This is a genomic window from Williamsoniiplasma lucivorax ATCC 49196, assembly GCF_000518285.1.
Classification (GTDB): domain Bacteria; phylum Bacillota_I; class Bacilli_A; order Mycoplasmatales; family Mycoplasmataceae; genus Williamsoniiplasma; species Williamsoniiplasma lucivorax.
Genome location: NZ_JADH01000005.1, coordinates 54,627 through 77,768 on the forward strand (window position 1 = coordinate 54,627; position 23,142 = coordinate 77,768).

Here is a 23,142-nt window from a genome sequence, read left to right on the forward strand (position 1 = left end):
TCCTCCTTTATGTTAATGGTAAAATACTTTTTTGTCTTGGGTCATAATTAGGTTTAATTTCTAATTGACCAAGAATTTCTTCCACCATTCCACAAACCATATCAGCAATAGCTGGTGCTGATGATATGCCTGGGGATTTAATCCCCGCGACATTAATAAAGTTTTTATCTTGTAATGCGGATTTAATATAAAAATCATCAGATGCTAAATGAATAGCTCGTGAACCAGCTAAAGTTTCAACTGTTTTTTCGATTCGTAAATTTGGAATAATTTTTTTTCCAATTTTACCTATTTCATCAAATTTGACTGAAGTGACTAATCTAGTTTCTGCTTTTGGAACATTGTCTTCACTAGTTGGTCCCACAAGAATTCTCCCATCAAGAGTTGGGGCAACAAGTACCCCTTTCCCATGGATGGTTGGCACCATAAAAATCACTGAATTGACAACACCAGATTCAGTCTTTTCTAAAATGCGATATTCACCACGTCTGGTTGCTAAATTAAAATCTGGATAACCAGCCATTTGAGCAATCACATCAGCATAATGCCCGGCCGCATTAATAATAATTTGACTTTGATATGTTTCATTTTTTGATGTTGAAATCAAAAAATGATTATTTTCTTTTTGAATTTGGATCACTTTGGAATTAACTTCTAAAGTTAACCCATTTTTAATTGCATTGATTAATAAAGTTTGCGTTAATATTTTTGGATCAACTGCAATTGATGAGTTGCAAACCAATGCCCCCACTGCGTCTTGAGAAATGTTTGGTTCACGAATTTTTAATTCGTGAGCACCAATAATTTCTAATTCTGATTTATCTAAACCATTAATTAAACCACGTTCAAACAACATTTTTACATGTTGCATTTCTTCAATATTAAAAGCCACCACAGTTGAGTTGATGCGAAGATATGGAAAATCCATTTCTGCAATTCAATCTTCATAGCGTTTTTTACCAAGCACATTTAATTTAGCATTTAATTTACCAGGTGTAGCATCAAAACCACCATGAACTAAACCAGAGTTTCCTGATGTTGTTTCCATACCAACTCTGGCATCACTTTCTAAAACAACAATTTTTAAATTATATTTAGCAAGTTCGCGAGCAATTGCTGCTCCAATTATTCCAGCACCGATTACGACAATGTCTGTTTGTTTAAATTTTTTATTTTCCATGGTGATTTTCTTAAATTAAGAAAAGTGCCCCAACAACAGCTCCCGCACATAATGGTGCGACAACTGGAATTCAACCATATGATCAGTCTGCTTTTTCTTCACGATTTGCAAATGGTAAGAAGATTAATAATTGATAAACAATTCTTGGTGATAAATCACGGAATGGATTAATCGCATATCCAGTTGTTCCAGAAAGCGAACACCCTATTCCTAAAACAGTCATTCCAACTAATAGTGGTCCAACAAATGAAGGTAAAGCAGCGATTTTACCAATACTTAAAATAAAGGTAATTAGAACTGCTGTTCCAACAAATTCTGAAAAGAAGTTAACTCAAATAGTTCTGGTTTGTGGTCCTGTTGCATGCATTCCTAAAACTGATTTTGTACCAAAATCTCCTGTTTCTTTTGAAAAGTATTGTTTAATGTGATCAAAGTAAAATAAATCTACAATAATTTGACCAACGATTGCTCCTAAAAATTGAGCAATTAAAATGATTGGTAATAAGTTTCATTCTCCAACCCCTTTTTCTCAACCATTAACAACCATTGCCATTGTTACGGCTGGATTTAAGTGTGCTTTACCGCCAAGTGCAGTAGCGATAGTGGCCCCAACTGCAACTGCGATTCCTCATCCTAAAGCAATCATCACAAATTGGGTTTTATATCCTTTTGTGTTTTTTAGAACGACGTTCGCAACAACGGCGTTCCCTAAAATAATTAGTAACATCGTACCTAAAAATTCTGTTAAAAAATGTGTTCCCATTTTTTCACTCCTTCTATATAATTCTCATAATTGAATAATATTTAATCTATATAATATTATATTTAATAAAAATCATTTAGCAAACCAAACCACAATGAAAACCATTGAAAATAGGCATTTTATAAGGTTCAAATAGGTAATTGACTAACCATATTACAATCACAAATAAAATCAAAAAAACCGATTAACAAATTTGTTTTAAGAAAAAAATTGTTTTTTATAATGTGTGTTTTCGGGTTCTGTAAAAGTTTTTAAAGCATTAATTTATTAGATGTAGTGTTGGATTCATCCATTATCTTTTACTGGTTATTATTCTAAAAACACTATTATTAAGACCTTGTTTATAGGAATGTTTTTGTGTTAATGTGATGTACTTAAGAGCTTTTAAAATGAGTCTTAATTGCTAACTTGGTGTTTATAAACTAGTTTTCCTATATTTAGTGGCTTAAAACTATATTTCAATTACAACAATTCGGTCTTATTGGTGATATTGTTAAAGTTTTGAAGATTTGCGAATTGTGTGGATATGAATATTAGTTTCTTAAATGAGTTAATTTTCGATTGGTTTTTGATTACTGATTTAGCTTTGGTGCTGATCTAAAACTTATTCTGTTACTTCTTAAAATAGCTAAAAAAAGAAAATTAAAATAGGTAAATTCGTTTTGTAATTTTTCAATTTTTACTTAATTTATTGAGTAATTAATTCTAAAACCAAAAACCAATTAGAAACCAATCTAAAACCATAAAAATCACCATAAAATAAGGGTTAAATGGTGATTAATATCAAAAGAAACCAATCAAAAATCAATCAAAAATTAATTCAATAAGTTTTAAATTTAATTCTGCATACTTATAATAAAGATGTTTTTTTATAATCTTAATATTTCAAAAATTAAACTAGATAAATAACTGTAACTAATTTGTGCTCAATTCTATAGCTATTATTATATGACTAAGCCAAGAGACGATTCATTTATTTACCCTCAATTTTTCATACTTAATTTAATTAATGATATTTGTTAAATGATATCAGAGTTTAAGTGTTATAAATCCAAACTATCTACTCCAACCCACCTTAATCGTCATTTAAGCCTTTAAATTCGTATTTGAAATACAAAGAGTTGGTGTCAATTTACACTTATTCTTTATTATTGATTGTTTACTGTGTTTAAAAGATTGCTAGTAAAGATATTCGATCTCTAAAGTAAGAATGCATATTAATTCATTATTTAGATTTTAGGGTTTAATTCAGGGGTTTAATTTAATGATAATTATCACTCATTATTTATGATCAAAAAATAAGTAAATTGAACTTTTGTTTCAGTTTTTCTGATTCATTTATATGATTACTCTTATAACCACCAAGATAATCAAAAACCAAGTTTAAATCACTAAAACCCGCATAACATAACGGTTAAATGGTGATTGCTATCAAAATAAACCAATCAAAAACCAAATCAAAAACCAAATCAAAAACCAAGTATTTTAACTATAAGATAAACAATTACTTAGATTTGAGTATTAAATTAATGTGAGTTACACAAGATTAAAACATATAAAAAATTAGGTTGTAAAGCCTAATTTTTTAATAGTTGTTTTTCATACATTACTACTTAATAAATTTTTGGTTATTGAAGTACGGTTGAAGAACTGGTGGTAAGTTTAGTTTTTCACCATCTCAATAGTTTTCCATAATGGCCGCAATCAAACGATCAATTGCTAACCCACTACCATTTAAGGTGTGTACATATTGTGTTTTGTTATTTTCATCTTTATATCTAGCCATCATATTACGAGCTTGGAAATCACCGCAATTTGAACATGATGAGATTTCACGATATTTATTTTGTGATGGGAATCAAACTTCTAAATCATAAGTTTTTAATGATGAGAAACCCATATCTCCAGTACATAATTGAATTACTCGGTATGGTAAGTCAAAGAGTTTTAAAATAGCTTCAGCATCAATGACTAATTTTTCTAATTCATTCATTGATTCTTCTGGTTTAGCGAATTTCACCAATTCTACTTTGTTGAATTGGTGTAGACGAATCATTCCTTTAGTATCACGTCCAGCACTTCCGGCTTCTTGGCGAAAACATTGTGTGAAAGATGTGTAATTTAAAGGCAGTTTATTTCCATCAATAATTTCATTAGCATGAATGTTTGTTAATGGAACTTCAGCTGTTGGGATTAAATATTGGTCACCGGTTTTATAAGCATCTTCTTCAAATTTTGGTAATTGTCCAGTTCCATACATTGCTTCAGCATTAACGATAACTGGTAAAAAGAATTCTTTATAACCGTGGTTTGTGTGTCTTGTTAAAAGAATATCAGCAATTACCCGCACAAGTTTAGAACCTAAACCTGTATAAACCAGAAATCTTGATCCAGATAATTTAGGACCTAATTCAAAATCAACAAGTTGTAATTTGGTTGCAATTTCTCAATGTGGTTCAGCTTGGGTTGATAAATTAGGATGGCTTGATTTTCTAACTTCAACATTATCATTTTCATCAGCCCCAACCACAACTGATTCATCTGGTAAATTAGGAATGCCAGCTAAAACATCATTCATTTCTTTAACAACAATTTTTAATTCTTCATCTAATTCGACAATTTGCACATCCATTTGTACAATTTTATTTTTGATTTGTTCAATTTCGCCATTTTTTTGGTCACGAATTAAAAACCCAATTTCTTTTGATAATTGGTTCTTAGTTGCTTTTAATTTTTCAACTTCAACTAAAATTTCTTTTCTTCTTTTGTTTTTTTCAACAACAAATTTAAGATCTTTGGAAAAATCATTTCCTCGATGGTTTAATCTTTTTTCCACATCTTTTTGGTTTTCTTCAATAAAATTAATATCTAACATGATTTTTCTCCTTTCATTTTATTTTACCTTAATAAAGTTAAAAAAATATTGTTGCTCGATGAATCTCAGGGGTAAGATGATATAAAAAACCCATTTTTGATTTGGGAATCTAAAATGGGTTCAATATTTTTAACTGATTGTTTATTTTTGGATTTATTTATTTAATTTTAAAAATGACTCTCTTGAACTGCTACTGCTTGAGATTGATCGTTATTGGGAATAACTTGATCATTCATTTCACTAATAGATTTTTCTGCCAAAGCATCATTCATTTTATTTATCAATGCATTTAGATCAATATCTTTGAAATCATCTTTTAAGGTTTCAAAATCCTTAAGTGTTTTAATTGTTGGTTCAATCATTTTTTGAGTAATTTTGATAATGTTCTTTAAATCCTTTTCATCAATTGTAGTCCCTTCAAATTTTTTAGTAATGTTTTTTTCAAGACCCTCACCTGCATTAATTTTTTCAGCAAATTCGGGTTTGAATAAGTTAAATTCTTTTATTTTGCTATTTTGTTCATTTCATCAAAATTCAACAAATTCTTTTAATCCTTTGTTGGTTTCTTCTGTTGTTGTTGGTGTTTCTCCTTTATCTTTTGAAAAGAATTTTTGAATATTTGGAATTGCAGCTAACATATTTTGAACTTCTGCATCAGAAAGTTTCAATCCCACAACATCTTTAACTAATTCATCAATTGTCAAAATTTTTAAATTTTGAATTACTTTTATTATTTTAGAAACATTTTTTGCTACTTCAGGACTGATTTTTAAAAGTATTGGCCCCATACTTTCTACTAGCCCCAATAAAGATGAATATTCATTTAATTTATCTTGTAATTGTTTAACATCCTTAACATCAAATGTACTCATTAAATCATTAATTATTTTTTTTAATTTTTTATCATTTGATTGAACGTTATTATTTTTGCTTGAACTATTTATTTTATCTTTATCACTTGCATTGGGTTGTTCTTCTGTTTTACCTGGTAATAAAGTTTTTATCATTGGAACTAAATCAAGAATAGTTTTGATTTCTCTTTTTGTAAGTTTAACTTTAACAATATCATTAACAAGATTATCTTTAGTTAATGAATTTGATTCTACGACTATCTTAAAAATTTTGATTACTTTGTCAGCTAACTCTTCTTTAATATTAAGTATCTTTCCAAATGTTTTGACCATCCCAATCTTATCTTGATGTTCTTTAGCTTTTACTTGTAAGTCAACGAGATTTTCAACACTAAATGCTTTCATTAATTCATCGATAGTTTTTTCGATTTGTTGTTTTGGCGCTAAAGTTAGTTCCACAATATCTTCAGCTATTTGTTTTAACTTTTCTTCATGCTGTTGGATTATTTTGTTTATTTCATCCATGCTTGTTGGGTTTTGATTTGATTTGGGAATTGAACCTTGATTATGGTTGATACTCTCATTCTTATTACTTTTGAGTAATTCTAATTGGTGTTGTGTTTCTTTTAATTGTTTTAAGACATCGTCATTTGCCTTTTTTGTTACCATGATTGGTGTCACAATCGCTGTAACAGCGACAGCTGATACACCAACTCCACCTAATAACAATAATAGATTTGTTTTTTTCATACATATATCCTTCTTTATATATTGAGTTTTAAAAAGATTTAAAATACTAGCAAAACATCATGTAAATTTACTTTTATACAATAACGATTCTTTCGATTGTTACTATCAATAGGTAAACTTAAGTTACCACATTCGACTGTATTAAAACCTTGGGCAATATTTTACTTTTTTTTATTCACACATAAAATAAATTTTGTATTTTTTTAAATTTTTCCTACCAAAACATTGCAATTCTTAATTAAAATTTAAAAAAATGCTGAAAAATTAAATATTTAATCTCATTTTTCAATAGAATTAAAGTGATGCGTTGCTTTTTTAACCAAGGAGCCATACAAGTTGAACAAGCAATTTAAAAATAACTTTTCAAGTAAGAAAAGTTTATTTTTTTAAATAATCACTTATCTGATTACACTTGCTTTATAATCAAAACAAAGGAGTAATATATGAGCAAAAGTTTAAAAGATGATATTTTTACTTTAATATCAGAAAAACATATTAAATTAGGTGATGTAATGCCTAATTTCAAAGCAGCAAACCAAGATTTAAGTAAATTTAACTTAAGTGACGTTAAAAAAGAATATAAATTAATTTCTTCAGCACCAAGTATTGATACACGTGTTTGCTTTTTACAAACAGAAAAATTCAATGAAGAGGTTGATAGTTACCCAAATATTCAATTTATTACAATCACAAGAGATTTACCATTCGCTCAAACAAGAGTTTGTGGTTCTTTCTTAAAACCAAATCACATTTTACTTTCTGATGCTTTTGATCGCGACTTTGGTAACAAAACCGGTTTAGCTGTGGAATTTATTCAATTGTTAGCGAGAGTTGTGATGGTTTTAGATAAAAACAACAAAGTGATTTATCAACAAATTGTTAACCCCACTGCTAAAAATGAACCAGATTATGATGATGTTAATAAATTTTTAAAAACATTAAAATAATTGTTGATTAAAAATGAACTTATTAAGCATTTTACCCAAAGTAAAATGCTTTTTTAATTGGTGGATTTTTTAAGAAAATGAATTTTTTAAGAAAAATTAATGGAAAATTTTCCTAAAAACCAAATTTTGAAAATATTTTTTAAAAAAATGAACTTTTCTTGAATTAATTTTTTTTTATGGTTTATTATTTTTCAAGAATAAAGGAGAAATTTCAAAAAAATGATGAAATTCAGAGACAAATTGGAATTGTTAATTACAAAAAAACAGTTACGAGACAAAATAAGAGAACTAGCAGATAGTTTAAACACCAAATATAAAGGTAAAGAACTAACTGTGATTTGTGTAATGAACGGAGGGCTTTTCTTTTATGCTAGTTTATTAAAACAACTAAACATGAAAGTTAATGTCGACATAATATCAGTATCACATTACACTAACCTAAACTTTAACAAAGGTGTAATTTTCCAAAAGAAAATTACTAAGCCAATCATTACTGGTCAAGACGTAATCGTTATTGAAGACTTGATTGATACAGGCTTTACTTTAACTGCAGTTTATGAGGAAATAACTTTTTGAAGTCCAAGAAGTATTCGTATGATTACTTTATTAGATAAAGAAGGAACTCACCCAGATTTTAAATATCCATATGAGTCACTATTTAAAATACCAAATAAATTTGTTGTTGGGTTTGGATTAGATTACAACGATTCATACCGTCAACTTGAAAATATTTATACAATCGAAGACTAATAATAAATAATAAACAGTTCTATCTAAACTAAATAAAAAATCTCCAAATCTTAATGACATCAATCATTAAAGATTTGGAGATTTTTTTAATCTTCTTCGAAGTCGAAGTTTTCTTCACCGTTTTTACGATATTGTAAAGTCACGGCATTAATTTCGTTATCACCACTTAAACGAATTCCGCGAACTCCAGCAGCTGATCTACCTAAGTTCGGAATGTCAGCAACTTTAACTTTAATTAAGTTACCATCACTTGAAATAATACAAATTAAATCAGTTTCACGAGCAGCGATGATTGATGAGAATTTTCCTGTTTTCTCGTTGATGTTCATCACCTTGATTCCTTTACCATTACGTCCAGAAATACGGTATTCATCTAAACTTGTTTTCTTGAAACTTCCTTTTGATGAAATTGTTGTAACGTTTTCAACACCAAATGATGAGACAGCTCCAACAACATGATCATCAGGTTCTAATTTAATACCACGAACTCCAGCAGCAGCTCTCGATAATGGGCGGACAATTTTTTCATCAATGCGAATCACTTTTCCAGAACGATTAGCAATCATCACAGTATCTTCTCCAGTTGTTGGAATAACAGTAACTAATTGATCGTTTTCACGTAAATTGATAGCAATTTTTCCGTTTTGGTTAATGCGGTCAAACATTGAAATATCTGTTCGCTTAATCATTCCTTTTTCAGTAATGAAAGTTAGATAATTCATTTTTGCTTTTGCATTTTTTAATGGCAGAATCGCAGTAATTTTATCTTCTTTAGTTAAACCATTTAAGAAGTTAACAATTGGTAATCCACGAGTTGAACGTGAGTATTGACGAATGTTATATGCTTTTGTTCTAAATACTTTACCTGAATTAGTAAAGAAAAGTACTCAATCACGCATTTTACCCATTGTGGCAATCACAATTGGGTCAGTTGTTGTTGAGTTAACACTCACTCCGCGCCCACCACGTTTTTGGATTCTAAATTCTTCAGGATCAACACGACGAATATATCCTTCTTGAGATAATAAAATCATCATTTTCACATCAGGAATCAATGATTCATCTTCAATACTCATTACAGATTCGGGAATTGGTTCAGTTCGACGAGCATCACCAAATTTAGCAGCAATTTCAGCTAATTGATTTTTTAGAACTTTGTTTTGTTCATCTTTATCATTAATTAATTGGGTTAAATAAGTAATGCGTTCTTGGATTTGACTCATTTCATCTTGAATTTTATCACGTTCTAACCCAACCAAACGTTGTAAACGCATATCTAAAATCGCTTTGTTTTGTTCATCGTCAAAACCAAATCGTGAAGTCATTTTTTCTTTAGCTTCGTCGCTGGTTTTTGAGTTACGAATGATTGAAACAATTTCATCAATGTTGTCTAAAGCAACATGTAATGCTTCTAAAATATGGTGACGTTTTTCTAATTTGTTTTTTTCAAAAACAGAACGTTTAATAATCACATTAATTTGAAATTCAACATAGTTTTTAATAATTGATTTTAAATCTAATAAAACTGGAATGTTATTATGTAGGGAAAGTAAGTTGATTGAAAATGATGATTGTAAGCCTGTAAATTTATATAATTTTGATAAAACCACATCAGGATTTGAATCACGCTTTAAATCAATAACAATACGAATTCCTTCATAGTTTGATTGATCGCGAATATCTGAAATTCCTTCAATCACTTTATCTTTAACTAACTCAGCAATTTTTTCAATAATTTTTGATTTGTTAGTTAAGTAAGGAATTTCAGAAATAATTAAACGTGAGCGTTTAGTATCTTCTTCAATTTGCACACGAGCACGAATTGTTACCCCACCTCGTCCGGTGCGATATCCAATGCGCATTCTTTCCCCATTAGTCATTAACGCTCCAGTTGGAAAATCTGGACCAATAATATGATTATCTAAAATTTCATCAACTGTAATATCGTTGTTTTCAATATAAGCATTAATTGCTGAAACAAGTTCATTTAAGTTGTGTGGTGGAATTGATGTTGCCATCCCAACAGCAATTCCCATGACTCCATTCGCTAACAAGTTAGGGAAATATCCAGTTAAATAAGCTGGTTCAATTTCACTAGCATCATAGTTATCAACAAAAGGAACAGTATCCATATCAATATCTTTTGTGATGTAGTTTGCAACTTTTGCTAAACGCGCTTCAGTATAACGCATCGCCGCTGCCCCATCACCATCAATTGAACCAAAGTTACCATGTCCATCAACTAATGGATAACGGTATGAAAATTCTTGGGCCATACGCACCATTGATTCATAAACAGCACTATCACCATGGGGGTGATACTTACCAATTACTTCCCCAACAATACGGGCTGATTTTTTATGTGGTTTTTCAGCAGTAATTCCTAAATCATTCATCGCATAAATAATACGGCGGTGTACTGGTTTTAAACCATCTTTTAAATCAGGAAGGGCACGCGAAACAATCACACTCATCGCATATTCCAAGAAGTCTTTACGAACTTCTGTCGCAATATCCATTGGTTTGATTGTTCCGTGATTATGTTCTAAAACACCTTTTTCTTTATCACTCATTTGTTCTTATACCCTTTCTAAAAATCTATATTTTCTACAAATTCAGCATTCTCTTGAATGAAATTTTTTCTTAGTTCTGGATCTTCACCCATTAAATCACTAAACACTTCATTTGCCACTGCAGCATCTTCTAATGAAATTTGTAGCATGGTACGACGCTCTGGATCCATGGTTGTTTCTCATAATTGCATTGGATCCATTTCTCCAAGTCCTTTGTAACGTTGGATAGTAAATCTTTGTCCGCTAAAATCACCATTTTTTAATTCTTCTAGTTCTTGGTCAGAATAAGCATAAGCCACTTTTTTACCAGCTTCAATTTTAAATAAAGGTGGTTGAGCAATATAAATATTTCCATTCTGAACAAGTTGTTTCATATAACGGTAAAAGAAGGTTAATAATAAAGTTCTAATGTGAGCACCATCAACATCGGCATCAGTCATAATAACAATTTTGCCATAACGGATTTTACTTAAATCAATATCTTCTTTAATTCCTGTTCCAACCGCAGTCACAATTGACTTAATCTCCGTGTTAGCAAATGCTCTTACTTCTTGAACTCGTTCCACATTTAACACTTTCCCACGTAGTGGAAGAATAGCTTGGAAATGACGGTTACGTCCAGTTTTTGCACTTCCTCCAGCAGAATCCCCTTCGACAAGATATAGTTCTGAAATTGATGAATCATTTGATTCACAATCAGCTAATTTCCCTGGTAGTGAGAATGTGTCTAAAGCACCTTTTCGACGTGTTTCTTCACGAGCTCTTTGGGCAGCAATTCTTGCTTTTTGAGCATTAACGTTTTTATCTAGAATTGCTTTGGCGTCATTCGGATTTTCAAATAAGAATTCTTCAAAACTTTTTCCTAAAATTGCATCAACAACACGCTTCGCATCTGGGTTGGCTAATTTAGTTTTTGTTTGACCTTCAAATTGTGGGTCAGTATGACGGATTGAAAGAATACAAATCATTCCTTCTTTAATATCATCTCAAGAAAATTTTTGTGGTTGTTTATTTTGTTGTGCCACTTTTTCAGCATAACGATTAATAATTCTCACTAGTGCTTGTCTTAGCCCATCTTCATGAGCTCCACCTTCATGAGTATTAATATTATTAACAAAGGTAATTAAGTTTTCATTATATTCAGAGTTGTATTGTAAAGCGATTTCAACTTCAATATCACCCTCATCTCCAGCTTCTTTCCCATCAACATAAAAAATAGTTGGGTTAATTTTAGCTTTGGTTTCGTTTTCTTCACGGATGTAATCAACAATTCCGTTCGGGAAATGAAAATCAACAGACTTATTAATTCTTTCATCATTTAATGAAATTTTTAGTCCTTTATTTAAATATGCTAATTGTTTAACTTTGTTTCTAATTGTTGTGTAATCAAAAGTAACTGTTTCTTTAAAGATTTCTGGATCTGGTTTAAAACGGACAGTTGTTCCAGTTTTATTTGATTCACCAATAATGGCTAATTCAGTTTGAGCAGTTCCCCCATCACTAAATAACATGTGAAATTTTTTACCTTCACGTTCAATAACAACATCAACATATAAACTTAAGGCATTAACAACAGAAGCTCCAACTCCGTGAAGTCCTCCAGAAACTTTATATGAATCTGAGTCAAATTTTCCCCCAGCATGTAATTGAGTGAAAACTAATTCAACAGCTGGACGTCCTGTGTCTTGGTTAATTCCTACCGGAATTCCACGTCCATCATCTTGGACAACAATTTCATTTTCTTTAGTAATTGTTACTTTAACATGTTGTGCATATCCCGCCATTACTTCATCAATTGAGTTATCAAGTATTTCTCAAACTAAGTGGTGAAGTCCTGTTTTTGATGTTGAACCAATGTACATCCCCGGTCTTTTTCTAACCGCTTCAAGCCCTTTTAAAACTTTAATCGAATCAGAACTATAGTCTTTGTTTTGTTCAGACATTATTTCCTCTTTTCTCAATGAAAATATATTTCATAATTATTCAATATATTAATTATACTCTTTTTTTGATAAATAAGGGCACTATTTAGCATTGTGACGGGGGTGGTGTGTGAGTATATTAAAAAGGTAAAAAGCACGAATATATAGGATTTTTTGCTTAATTTTAAAATAATTAATTTTTTTACCCCTATTTTTAGCTTTAGTTTTGCGAAAAAACTTATAATTTCTCGTTTCAAAATTTTTAAAGCTTATCCTTTGAAAATTTTGAATAAATTGATGTACTCTTGAGTGGAAATATTTTCTGGTCTTAGACTTTCTTTAATCTTTGCTTGGTCTAAAATATTTTTACTTACTTCTTTGTTGTTGGTGATATTTGTTAAATTATTAAGAATTGTTTTTCTTCGATTATTAAATAATTTTCTAACAAAGCCAATAAACTCTTGATCATCACCATTTAACTTATTTTGATATTTATCTCAAAAAGTCAATGAGACAATTGCTGAGTCAACCTTAGGAATTGGTTTAAATTTATTTTTATTCACAGTAAATTCATATTTTTTATCAGCATAAAAATCAGCTGCAACTGATAAGTTGTTATAGTTATTTTCATTTTCATGAGCAATTAGTCTGGTTGCTACTTCTTTTTGCATCATAAAAATAGCTTTTTTCATTTGTTTACTTGCCTCAAAAGTTCTAAACAAAATTTCACTTGTAATGTAATAAGGCATATTAGATATTAGATAAACATTTTGCTGAGGATTTTCTTTTTCATTTTCAATCAATGATTGAAAATCAATTGTTAAGACATCTTGATTTACAATCTTAAAATTTGGACTATTAATATCACGATTTAAAATTGGGATTAAGTCTTCATCAATTTCAATTGCAATAACTTTATTAAATTTTTGAACTAATAATTTTGTTAAAGCACCAGTTCCAGGACCAATTTCAATCACTAAACTATTTGGATCATTAGGAATTAAATCAACAATTCGATTAATTAAGTTTGGATCACTAATAAAGTTTTGACCAAATTTTTTCTTTGCTTGTATTTCCATTGATATGCCTCTTGTTCTTATTGTTTTGTAATTTTTATCTAATTAAATTTTTACTATTAATATTCTATTCTTTTTAATCAGAAACTTCTAAATTTAAACAAAGTATTAAAATGGCAACCATTTTGAAAATTTGTTTTTTTTTGTAAGTTGATATTGTTAAAGGGAAAGGTTTTTAAAAAATAAATGATAAAAATAACAAATTTAACAAAAAGATATGGAACTAACATTGGTAATTTTGACATCAATGTAGAAGTTAAAGATAATGAAATTTATGGAATTCTAGGACCGAATGGTGCTGGTAAAACTACTTTGATTAGACAAATTCTAGGATTTATTTATTCTGATAAAGGAGAAATTTCTATTAATGGACTTAATCCACAAAAAGATGCTCAAAAAATTATGGAGTTCACGGGGTATGTTGCTGGTGAAATTTCTTTGTTTGAAAATTTAACTGGGGAAAAATACATTAAATTAATGGCTGGATTAAGAAGTGTTGATGATTGAGATTTTATTGATAAGTTGATTCAACATTTTGAAATCGATACATCTCGAAAAATTAAAAAAATGTCAAAGGGAATGAAACAAAAAATTGCAATCATTGTTGCGACAATGAACAAACCAAAATTTTTAGTTTTAGATGAACCAACTTCTGGTTTGGACCCAATGATGAAAGAACAATTTAATGAATTAATTTTGAAACTTCGTGAAGTTTCAAACACAACAGTGATTATTTGCTCACACATTTTTGAAGAAATTGTGAAGCTTTGTGATCGCGTTTGTTTTATTAAAGACGGAAGATTAATTGAGGAATTTAACTTAGAAAATAAAGATGTTCAAAACATTCAAGAAATTGATAACAAGTTTAAAACTATCTATAGCAAAGGGAGTATTTTATAATGAAAAAGAGTTTTAATGTAAAAAGAGCTAAGGTTTTATCAACTCATTTTAAAATTTATTGAAAACTTTTGTTATTCTTCTTAATTTTTTGAACAATTCTTTCTTTGATTTTGGTTGTTGTGCCAATAAGTATTGGTAAGTTTGGGCAGCAAATTGCGTTAATTGGGACTGGTATTTTAGAAGATGCTTCAGAGTCTTCACATGGTAGTGGACCACTTATGTCGATTAGTAACTTTTTAAGAAATGGTTTATTTGGCGGACCAGGTGTTGTGTTTTTTTCAATCTTTTTATTAACATTAATTAGTATTGTTTTTAACAAAGAAATTCACCGAGGACAAGTATCAAGTTGATTGACTTCACAAGCATCTAGAAATCAAATTTTTATGTCTAAAATAGGATTCATTTTTATTCTTATAACAATTGTATTTATTCCTTCGTTCTTAATTGCGATAATCACATCTTCAACTGCATATGATGCTGAACAACATCTTGGTGGTGTTGTTATGGATGGTTTCTTATTTTTATTATTCATCTATTTTATAGGCATTGTGTTTATATGCATTAATTTATGATTGTCTGAAAAAAGTTTTTTAGCAATAATAATTACTTCAATAATTGTGTTTTATATTTTTGTCACATGATTAATGACTATGATTTATGACCTATCTGGTTTTGAATTTTTAAAAAATGCCAAATATTTTTCACCACTTTCATTAACACCTTCTAGTTTAGCTTTTGATGCAAATCATAAAACAATTGTAAAAGTTTGAACTGTTGACTCAAGAACATTCACATTGATTTTATCTAATCATCTTGCTCCAAATAAAGGGTTTTTAATAACATCACCATTTATGTTCATCGGATTAACATCAGCAATTATTTTTGGTGGTAGTTGAATGTTTAAAAGAAAAGATTTTAGAATTTAATGAACAAAAAGGCGATTGCCTTTTTTTATTCCTCCAATTCAATTAATTGGCAATTATGTTTTGAATATCTTGAACATTTAAATTTGCTCAATTCAATCATTTAAATAATGATTTTGAACTTAATTGGTCACTTCAATTTAAGTTGGTTGCAATTTTGATTCTGTTTTCTTTGATAAAAAAATCATTATTTAAATATTCATCTCAAGTTAAAGCTTGTTGGTTTTGATAATTAATGGTAATTAATTGATCTAATGCTTTTTTAATTGCTTGATCACTAGCTTCGGCTAGTCCGATTTTTTTAGAGTTTTTAATAATATCATCTTTAACAATAAAAGCATTTAAAACATTACCATCAATAGCATTAATGATGCTTTCTCTGATTTTTTTACCAGGACCATCTGGATCAGTAAAAATGATGATGCCACGAGTTTGATTAATTTGATTAATTAAAGTTAGTGTTTCATTATTTAAAGCCAAACCATTAGTTTCGATCGTTTCAATATCTGGTCCAAAAACTTGTTTAAGTTTTTGGGTATCTGTTTTACCTTCCACAACAATAATTTGTTTGATCATCTTTTTCTATCCTTTTTGTATTCTTAATATATTAAATTATAATTTAAATACATAGAGGTTTTAAAATGAATAAAAGAATCGGGATAGTTTTTAGTGAAAGTTATATTAGAGTTGTTTCAAGTGATCATGGAGTCTTAATTGATGAAAAAAGTTTAGTCTTATGGAATGAAAAAGAAGAAAAAATTGTTTTGTATGGAGCTGACGTTTTAGGACTAAGAGATAAACTACAACCTAAATTAAATATTATAAATCCATTAGAAAAAGGGCAAATTGAAAATTTAAAAGTTTTTCATAGTTTAATTCATCTTTTATTTACAGAAATAAAAGATGAATTAAGAGATGCTGAGGTCATTATTGCGAAGACTAATGAAAATGATGAAGTGTTAGCTCAATATGAAGACATTGTCGGGTTTTACCAACCAAAAAGTATTCGTTTTGAAAATAGTGCTAAGCTTGTTGCAATTGGGGCAAACATTGATATTAATGATGAGTATGGACAGATTATTTTTGAAATTCAAAAATGTTGTGCCACAATTACTATTTTTGCTAATGGTGAGATTATTTCTTCTAAATATCTTCCTTATGGAGAAAATTTATTAGATGAAAAAATAAAAGCTTATTTTAAAGAAAAGAAAGATATTATTATCAATAGCGAAACTCTTGAAAAAATAAAATACACAATTGGTAGTGTTGCCAAACTGAAAGACGAATTAGAGATTGTAATTACTGGAATTGATGTTGCAACCAAAGAAAAGAAAAAAATACTAGTTAGTGATTCTTCAATTAGAAAACTCTTTATTAATTTATTTAATTACTACCGTAGTGCAATTATTAAACTATTAGAAACTTTACCATTTTACATTTCTACTGGAATTACTAAAAATGGAATGATGGTGGTCGGAACCCTTGGTAAAATTATTGGGGTTAAATTCTTTTTTGAAGATTTTTTTACTTGACCAGTAAAAATATCTAATGCTACCAATGATGCAATTCTCTTTGGGTTATTAAAAATTAAATAAAGAAAATTCATCACGTTTTTTGTGATGAATTTTAAAAATATTATTTAGTTATTTTGCTTGGGGTTTTAAAAATGAACCATCAAGTTTCATGATAAATTCGAATACAAATTTATCATTGTTATTAACGATTGTTTTTTCAATTTTGTGAGAACCGTTTTTATCTGTTAAAGTATATGAAACTGATTTGACCACAAATTTAACACCAGTAGCGGTTTGTAAATTACTTTGATCCATTACTACTCATTTTTGGTCAGGAGTTTCCACTTGGATTTCACTTGCAAATTTATTTATTTTCAGATCAACATGTTTATCAAAATCTGGATCAGTATTCATTGTTAAAATCATTTTAATTAAACTATCTTTAAGTAATTCACCAATTGGAAGTGGAACAGGAACAAGATCAAATATTTTTATAGTTATTGTGTTATCCTCTTTGATTGAGGCTAAACCAAAAATGATATTAAGTAATTCTGCTGGATTTATCAATTTACTTAAAGCTTGATATTCAACATCACCGATTTTCTTAGCAACATAAGCAAGATTAACCATATGCTCGGCTGGATTTTGGTTGCCAAGACCCAAACCAAAACTAAATTTTATTGGTTGTCCTTCAGTCATTTGTTTGCCATTTTTATCTTTTCATATTTCTAATAAATTAAATAAAATTCCTTCTAGATTAGATTTAAACTCAACTTTTTGGCCCTTATTATTTTTAATGTTCTCAAACAATTCACCATAGCCATCATCGTTATAAGATTGTGGTTTAATTGTTAAATATTTAAATAAATTTGTAACTAAGTCTTTATTAGTTTGATTGCTTACAAAATTTTTAAAATTGATAATTGTTGGGATTAAACTTTTAATTAAATCTAGAGCCTTTGTTTTAACAACTATTTTTATGTTAGCCTTCCCAACTGGCGTGTCTTGAATCATTTCTTTTTCAAATTTAATTTCTTTATTTAAAATATCGTGTGGTAGCTTATTTAACATTTTTAATAATCCGTCTATTTTTTTATAATCAGGATCATTATCATCAAAAACTGTAGGAATCTTTGATGGTACTAAACTATTGATAGCGGGACCAAGTGTCTCAAGAACTTTACCAATTTCTGAACCACCAACAAATGGAAGTGAAGTTGGTAATTTAATTTTTGATGCTTCCATTTTTACACCTTGATCTCATTGGTGAATTAAATCCTTACTTTGTTTTAAGAATTCAGAAGCATAACTAATCTTCCAACCGCTAGCTGAAACATTTTCATTATTATATGTAACATCTACATCAATCTTCCCGAATTCAATTTGGTTTTGGTTATTAATTTGAGCAAATTCGTTATTTTTTGTTGTGATGTTTAATTTAGTAACATCTAACTTTTGTACTTTGTTTTTTAAAAGTGTTGTAATTGCATTTTTAATTACATCATCAATAGTGGTTGTAGCCACTATTGATGATGCACTATTTTGTCTGCTTGATAATTGATTTGTATACTTATTTGTTGGTTGCTTGTTTAATGCTGTATCCGTATCAATTAAAAGTGGTTTATCCTCTTTCATTTGATTTAAAGTTTCAGTAATTCCATATTTTATTGATGGGATAGAACCAGGTTCAAACATCGCTAGATAACTATCAAGAGCTTCTTGTAATTGAATTAAACCTTGAGTTGCTTGAGCAACATCATTAATTTTTTTCAATTCTTCAATTAAAGTTTTTAATGCTCGACTATCCACTTGTAGTGGACTACTTTGTTCTTTCCCCTTAATAATTGCTTCTGCTTTGGAAATAGCATTTTTTAGTTCTTGAACTTTGTCTTTTGTATTTTCATTAGCCGTATTTTTGTTACAAGCAACAACTGTTGCCACACTGCTACTAACAATTCCAATACTCCCTAATAGAATCAATAATTTTTTCATAAATTCCTCCAATTGATTAATGGTTTTAGAACCATTACTTAATGAATATCAATATAAATAAGGAAAAGCAACATATTTTTTTGGAAAAAGGCATCAAAATTTAGAAAAATTTTATTCAACTGGGTTTCTTACTTCTTTTTTGAAATAAATTAAAAAAGAAGCATATAATGGTTTCCAAAATAAAAACTCAATTTTATTTTTTTTCTTTCTTAAACTAAAAACACCACAATCGTGGTGTTTTTGGTGATTGGGGGTAATTATTATTTTAATTTACCTTCTTTTTTAAATTTTTCAGTTAGTTTGACCAACATTTCTTTAGTCATTTTATCAACATCAAATTCAGGTTTAAATCCTCATTCTTTTTTAGCATCTGAATCATCAATACTATTTGGTCAAGAATCAGCAATTGCTTGTTTAACTGGATCGATTTTATAACTTAATTTAAAGTCAGGGATATGTTTTTTAATTGCAGCAAATAGTTCTTCAGGAGCTAATGAAAAGGCTGTAATGTTAAATGAGTTTCTGTGGACTAATTTTTTAGGGTCAGCATTTAATAAATTAATGATGGCATCAATCGCATCATCCATATACATCATATCCATTTTTGTTCCTTCTGCTAAGTAACATTCATAACTTCCTTTTAATAAAGCTTGATAAAACATATCAACATTATAATCAGATGTCCCTCCACCTGGTTCTGATTTATAAGAAATCAAACCAGGGAAGCGCACAGAACGTGAATCAACACCATATCTTGTGTGGTAATAATTTGCTAGCAGTTCTCCCGCCACTTTAGTTACCCCATACATTGTTGTTGGATGCATCACTGTGTCTTGTGGAGTGTGGTTTGGGTTAGCATCAGGTCCATAGGCCGCAATTGAAGATGGGGCAAAGAATTTTGTTTTTAATTCTTTGGCTACATCTAGCGCATTCATTAAACCACCCATATTTAGATCTCAACCAAATTTTGGATTTTTTTCAGCAGTTGCTGAAAGTAAAGCAGCTAAATGAATAACAGTATCAACGTGATATTTTTTAGCAATTGCTAAAAAGTTATCATAATTCATCACATCAAGAATTTCAAAAATTCCCTCTGTGCAAACTGGATTACCATCTAATTTTCTGATATCTGTGGCAATGACATTATCATTTCCTAAATCTTTTCTTAATCTTTCAACTAGTTCAGAACCAATTTGTCCTAATGAACCAGTTATTAAAACTTTTTTCATATTTTTCCTTTTTATTTATTTATTATTTTTGTTTTTTAATTATTTTTCGATATTCTGTTGAGATGATATCAAAAACTTTGTCCAACTCTTGTTTGGTGTGCAACGAAGATAACATTAAGCGAATACGCGCTTTCCCTTTTGGAACAGTTGGATAAATAATTGGTGACACCAAAATGTTATTTTTAAATAATATTTTGGTTAATTCTGTTGCAGTTGCTTCATCACCAACCATTAATGGGGTGATTGGAGTTTGGGTTGTTCCGATTGAAAAACCGTTTTCGATAAATTTATTTTGTAAATATTTGGTATTTTCTCAAAGTTTTTTCAATCTTGAATCATCTTTTTCTAGTTGATTAAGCACTGCTAAACCAGCTTCAGCAAATTGTTGCGGTAGTGATGATGAGAATTTAAAGACTCTTGAATTTTGTTTCAAGTATTCAATCAATTCTTTTTTACCACTAATAAAACCACCGACTAAACCAAATGCTTTTGACATTGTTCCGGTTTCGATGTCAATTTGTCCTTCTAAACCAAAGTAAGCAACAGACCCTCTTCCTTGAGGACCAATTACACCTTCACCATGAGCATCATCAACAATAGTATATGCTTTGTATTTTTTAGCAAGAACATTAATTTTATCTAATGGGGCAATATCGCCATCCATTGAAAATACTCCATCAGTAATAATGAAAATATTGCCTTTGATATTAGGTCTATTTTCTTTTAAAACCGCTTCTAAATCTTCCATATCCAGATGTTTAAAAACTGTTCTTTGGGCTTTTGACAAACGCACTCCATCAATAATTGAAGCATGATTTAATTGATCTGAAATAATTAAATCATCAACAGTTGTAATTGTTGGTATTAAACCTGTATTAGCTTGAAAACCACTTTGCACAACCAATGTTGCTTCAAAACCTTTGAATTGAGCAAGTCTTTTTTCAAATTCATCATGAATATCAAAACTTCCTGAAATAGTTCTGACAGCACCAGGCCCAACCCCATATTTTTTAATTGATTTTTTAACTGCTTTAATGACTAATGGATCACTAGCATAACCAAGATAATTGTTTGAACACATGTTGATGAAATTTTTACTATCAACTTTAATCATGTCACTTTGTTTGCTTTCAAGTATTTTAATATTGTTATAAACTTTATTTTTCTTAGCTTGTTCTAACTCTTCTTTTATTCTTTTATATAAATCCATATTAACATCTCTTTTCTAATTTTTCTTGCTTAATAATTTTGTAATATTCAACCAACATTGTAATTGATACATAGAAAATTACCGCAATTCCTAACCATTTTAAAATGGCATTAAATAAGAAGTCTCCGTGTTCACCTAATGCTTGTTTAATCCCAACAAAAACAATTAAAAATGCGACAATTAAACCAAAGACTGAAGTAATTTGAATAATACTTGCAGTTAATTGCATATATTGTTTTTTTCTCACAAAATTAAATGCTGCTGGCATCATACTTAAAGCTGAACCACATGACATAATTGGGAAGATTGCTTCCATTTTTAATCCTAAGAATGATAAACTCGCTAAAGCTGGGGCAAATAACCCAATCCCAAACGATTGCACCATTCCTAAGAAGAAGAAGATTATTGTTCCAACAATAATTCTTCATGTGCTTTCCATTAGTGTGTTAGTTCCGGCAGTTTTGTCACCAATAACACCGATTTGTGGGTGAGATAAAATCATCATAATTGCTACAACAAATAAAATCACTCCCATAAAAACTTTCACCACTTTTGGATCTTTGATTCTCGCAACTAAAGCTGAACCAATAAATGTTCCAACAAGAATTGCCATTAATAGAATAACTAATGTGGCAACATCAACTTCAATAGCACTGACAAATAAGGCTGCTTCAAGTGTTCCACTTAAAGCAAAACCAACGTTTAATGTTCCGGGTAACTTACTATCATCTTTGATGGTTTTTGTCCCTTTTAAAATTGCGGTTGCAATTCCAAATGAACCAACTGAAATAGTGTCGGTGAATCCAGCTGTGAATCCTGTAATTAAAACGTTTCTTTTGTTCACATCTTCATCGTTATATTTGATTTTTGAAGATGAAATAAAATAAACAACACTAAAACTAATAGCTAAAACCAATAGCACAATCATGATCACAAAAGCAAAAATACTTTCTTTTTTAGTGAAAATATTCACTCGTTCATCGCTTGTTTTAAGCACAAAATAATTAATTATTAAAGCTAAGCTTGTTGCAACTAATGCTGAAATCAAGAACATTAATCACTTAAATAGTCTTTTTCGATAATCATTTTGGATTGTTAAATTATTATTTGGAGTTGCTTTATTTTTCATTTTTTTTAAAAAATTTAAAGACTTCATTTTTTCCTTTTCTTTTGAAGGATTTTCAAAAAATAGATTTTCAAAAATCCTTGCATTTTTATAATATTCCTTTTAAAGTGAAAAAATGAAAAAAGGTCATTAAAATGGAAAAAATCCAAAATTTACAAATTATTAAATATGTTTTTTATTCAAAAAAAATAGATTAGTGTGTGTTAAATATGCAGATTATGTAAAAAATATAATCTTTTTCTTCTATAAAGGGTCTGTAAAGAATTTTGTGTAAATTCCAAAACACACGATTAACTTTGTAGTAAGTTAATAATGAAGAATGGAGATAACACATGAAAAAACAACCAAAAGATTCTTTCGAACAAGGTCTAGACCTAATACTTGAAAATGAAAAGATTTTTCAAAAATTTTTAATGAAGATGGGCTATTTAAAAAGCTAACAAAAAGAATTGTTGAAAGGGCTTTAAATACTGAAATGGATGCCTATTTAGGGTATGAAAAATATAACCGCAAGACAGATGAAAACAACTATCGAAATGGCACAAGTTCTAAAACAATTTT

At 29.3% G+C, this 23,142-nt stretch carries 18 protein-coding genes; 6 read left to right on the forward strand and 12 right to left on the reverse strand.

The window, feature by feature from the left end; genetic code table 4:
• Nucleotides 1–7: 7 nt before the first annotated feature.
• The 4 genes from glpO to P695_RS0102380 form a co-directional block, all read right to left on the reverse strand.
• On the reverse strand, nt 8–1,180 hold the full coding sequence (gene glpO, locus P695_RS0102365; protein ID WP_028126686.1) for a type 2 glycerol-3-phosphate oxidase: 1,173 nt from the start codon (nt 1,178–1,180) through the stop codon (nt 8–10).
• A 10-nt stretch (nt 1,181–1,190) separates the two neighbouring features.
• Complete coding sequence (locus tag P695_RS0102370) at nt 1,191–1,943, reverse strand: MIP/aquaporin family protein (RefSeq protein WP_028126687.1); 753 nt, start codon at nt 1,941–1,943, stop codon at nt 1,191–1,193.
• 1,609 nt (nt 1,944–3,552) lie between these two features.
• The gene (serS, locus tag P695_RS0102375; protein WP_028126688.1) at nt 3,553–4,818 is read right to left on the reverse strand and encodes a serine--tRNA ligase; all 1,266 of its coding nucleotides are present in this window, start codon (nt 4,816–4,818) and stop codon (nt 3,553–3,555) included.
• A 167-nt stretch (nt 4,819–4,985) separates the two neighbouring features.
• Nucleotides 4,986–6,419, reverse strand: a complete 1,434-nt coding sequence (locus P695_RS0102380) for a hypothetical protein (protein ID WP_028126689.1) — start codon at nt 6,417–6,419, stop codon at nt 4,986–4,988.
• A gap of 443 nt (nt 6,420–6,862) precedes the next feature.
• Between P695_RS0102380 and tpx the strand changes: the two genes are divergently transcribed.
• Together tpx and P695_RS0102390 are read left to right on the forward strand one after the other, a co-directional pair.
• Complete coding sequence (tpx, locus tag P695_RS0102385; protein ID WP_028126690.1) at nt 6,863–7,366, forward strand: thiol peroxidase; 504 nt, start codon at nt 6,863–6,865, stop codon at nt 7,364–7,366.
• Nucleotides 7,367–7,585: 219 nt separating this feature from the next.
• The gene (locus P695_RS0102390) at nt 7,586–8,116 is read left to right on the forward strand and encodes a phosphoribosyltransferase (protein ID WP_028126691.1); all 531 of its coding nucleotides are present in this window, start codon (nt 7,586–7,588) and stop codon (nt 8,114–8,116) included.
• 86 nt (nt 8,117–8,202) lie between these two features.
• On the opposite strand, the gene gyrA is transcribed toward P695_RS0102390, so the two are convergent.
• From gyrA to rsmA, 3 genes are all read right to left on the reverse strand, one after another.
• Nucleotides 8,203–10,635, reverse strand: a complete 2,433-nt coding sequence (gene gyrA / locus P695_RS0102395) for a DNA gyrase subunit A (protein WP_420855367.1) — start codon at nt 10,633–10,635, stop codon at nt 8,203–8,205.
• Nucleotides 10,636–10,706: 71 nt separating this feature from the next.
• Nucleotides 10,707–12,632, reverse strand: coding sequence for a DNA topoisomerase (ATP-hydrolyzing) subunit B (gene gyrB / locus P695_RS0102400; protein WP_028126693.1), 1,926 nt, complete (start codon nt 12,630–12,632; stop codon nt 10,707–10,709).
• A 248-nt stretch (nt 12,633–12,880) separates the two neighbouring features.
• The gene (gene rsmA / locus P695_RS0102405) at nt 12,881–13,690 is read right to left on the reverse strand and encodes a 16S rRNA (adenine(1518)-N(6)/adenine(1519)-N(6))-dimethyltransferase RsmA (RefSeq protein WP_035026282.1); all 810 of its coding nucleotides are present in this window, start codon (nt 13,688–13,690) and stop codon (nt 12,881–12,883) included.
• Nucleotides 13,691–13,873: 183 nt separating this feature from the next.
• Here rsmA and P695_RS05410 point away from each other — a divergent pair, with 183 nt between their 5' ends.
• Both P695_RS05410 and P695_RS05870 read left to right on the forward strand, forming a co-directional pair.
• Nucleotides 13,874–14,587: an ABC transporter ATP-binding protein gene (locus tag P695_RS05410; protein ID WP_035026284.1), complete on the forward strand. Its 714-nt coding sequence runs from the start codon at nt 13,874–13,876 to the stop codon at nt 14,585–14,587.
• On the forward strand, nt 14,587–15,513 hold the full coding sequence (locus P695_RS05870) for an ABC transporter permease (protein WP_051437343.1): 927 nt from the start codon (nt 14,587–14,589) through the stop codon (nt 15,511–15,513). Before P695_RS05410 ends, P695_RS05870 begins: the two co-directional genes overlap by 1 nt.
• A gap of 42 nt (nt 15,514–15,555) precedes the next feature.
• Here P695_RS05870 and rnmV read toward each other — a convergent pair whose 3' ends face one another.
• Nucleotides 15,556–16,086, reverse strand: coding sequence for a ribonuclease M5 (gene rnmV, locus P695_RS0102420; protein ID WP_028126695.1), 531 nt, complete (start codon nt 16,084–16,086; stop codon nt 15,556–15,558).
• Between the two features lie 65 nt (nt 16,087–16,151).
• Between rnmV and P695_RS0102425 the strand changes: the two genes are divergently transcribed.
• On the forward strand, nt 16,152–17,105 hold the full coding sequence (locus P695_RS0102425) for a rod shape-determining protein (protein WP_028126696.1): 954 nt from the start codon (nt 16,152–16,154) through the stop codon (nt 17,103–17,105).
• 48 nt (nt 17,106–17,153) lie between these two features.
• On the opposite strand, the gene P695_RS0102430 is transcribed toward P695_RS0102425, so the two are convergent.
• The 4 genes from P695_RS0102430 to P695_RS05420 form a co-directional block, all read right to left on the reverse strand.
• Entirely contained in the window at nt 17,154–19,016 is a 1,863-nt protein-coding gene (locus tag P695_RS0102430) for a lipoprotein (RefSeq protein ID WP_028126697.1), read from the reverse strand.
• A 260-nt stretch (nt 19,017–19,276) separates the two neighbouring features.
• Nucleotides 19,277–20,245: an NAD-dependent epimerase/dehydratase family protein gene (locus P695_RS0102435; RefSeq protein ID WP_028126698.1), complete on the reverse strand. Its 969-nt coding sequence runs from the start codon at nt 20,243–20,245 to the stop codon at nt 19,277–19,279.
• A 22-nt stretch (nt 20,246–20,267) separates the two neighbouring features.
• Entirely contained in the window at nt 20,268–21,455 is a 1,188-nt protein-coding gene (locus P695_RS0102440; RefSeq protein WP_028126699.1) for a glycine C-acetyltransferase, read from the reverse strand.
• Between the two features lies 1 nt (nt 21,456).
• On the reverse strand, nt 21,457–22,611 hold the full coding sequence (locus P695_RS05420) for a sulfite exporter TauE/SafE family protein (protein ID WP_240005803.1): 1,155 nt from the start codon (nt 22,609–22,611) through the stop codon (nt 21,457–21,459).
• 289 nt (nt 22,612–22,900) lie between these two features.
• On the opposite strand from P695_RS05420, the gene P695_RS06090 reads away from it, so the two are divergent.
• On the forward strand, nt 22,901–23,142 hold a 242-nt coding region (locus P695_RS06090; RefSeq protein WP_211227790.1), incomplete at its 3' end, for a transposase.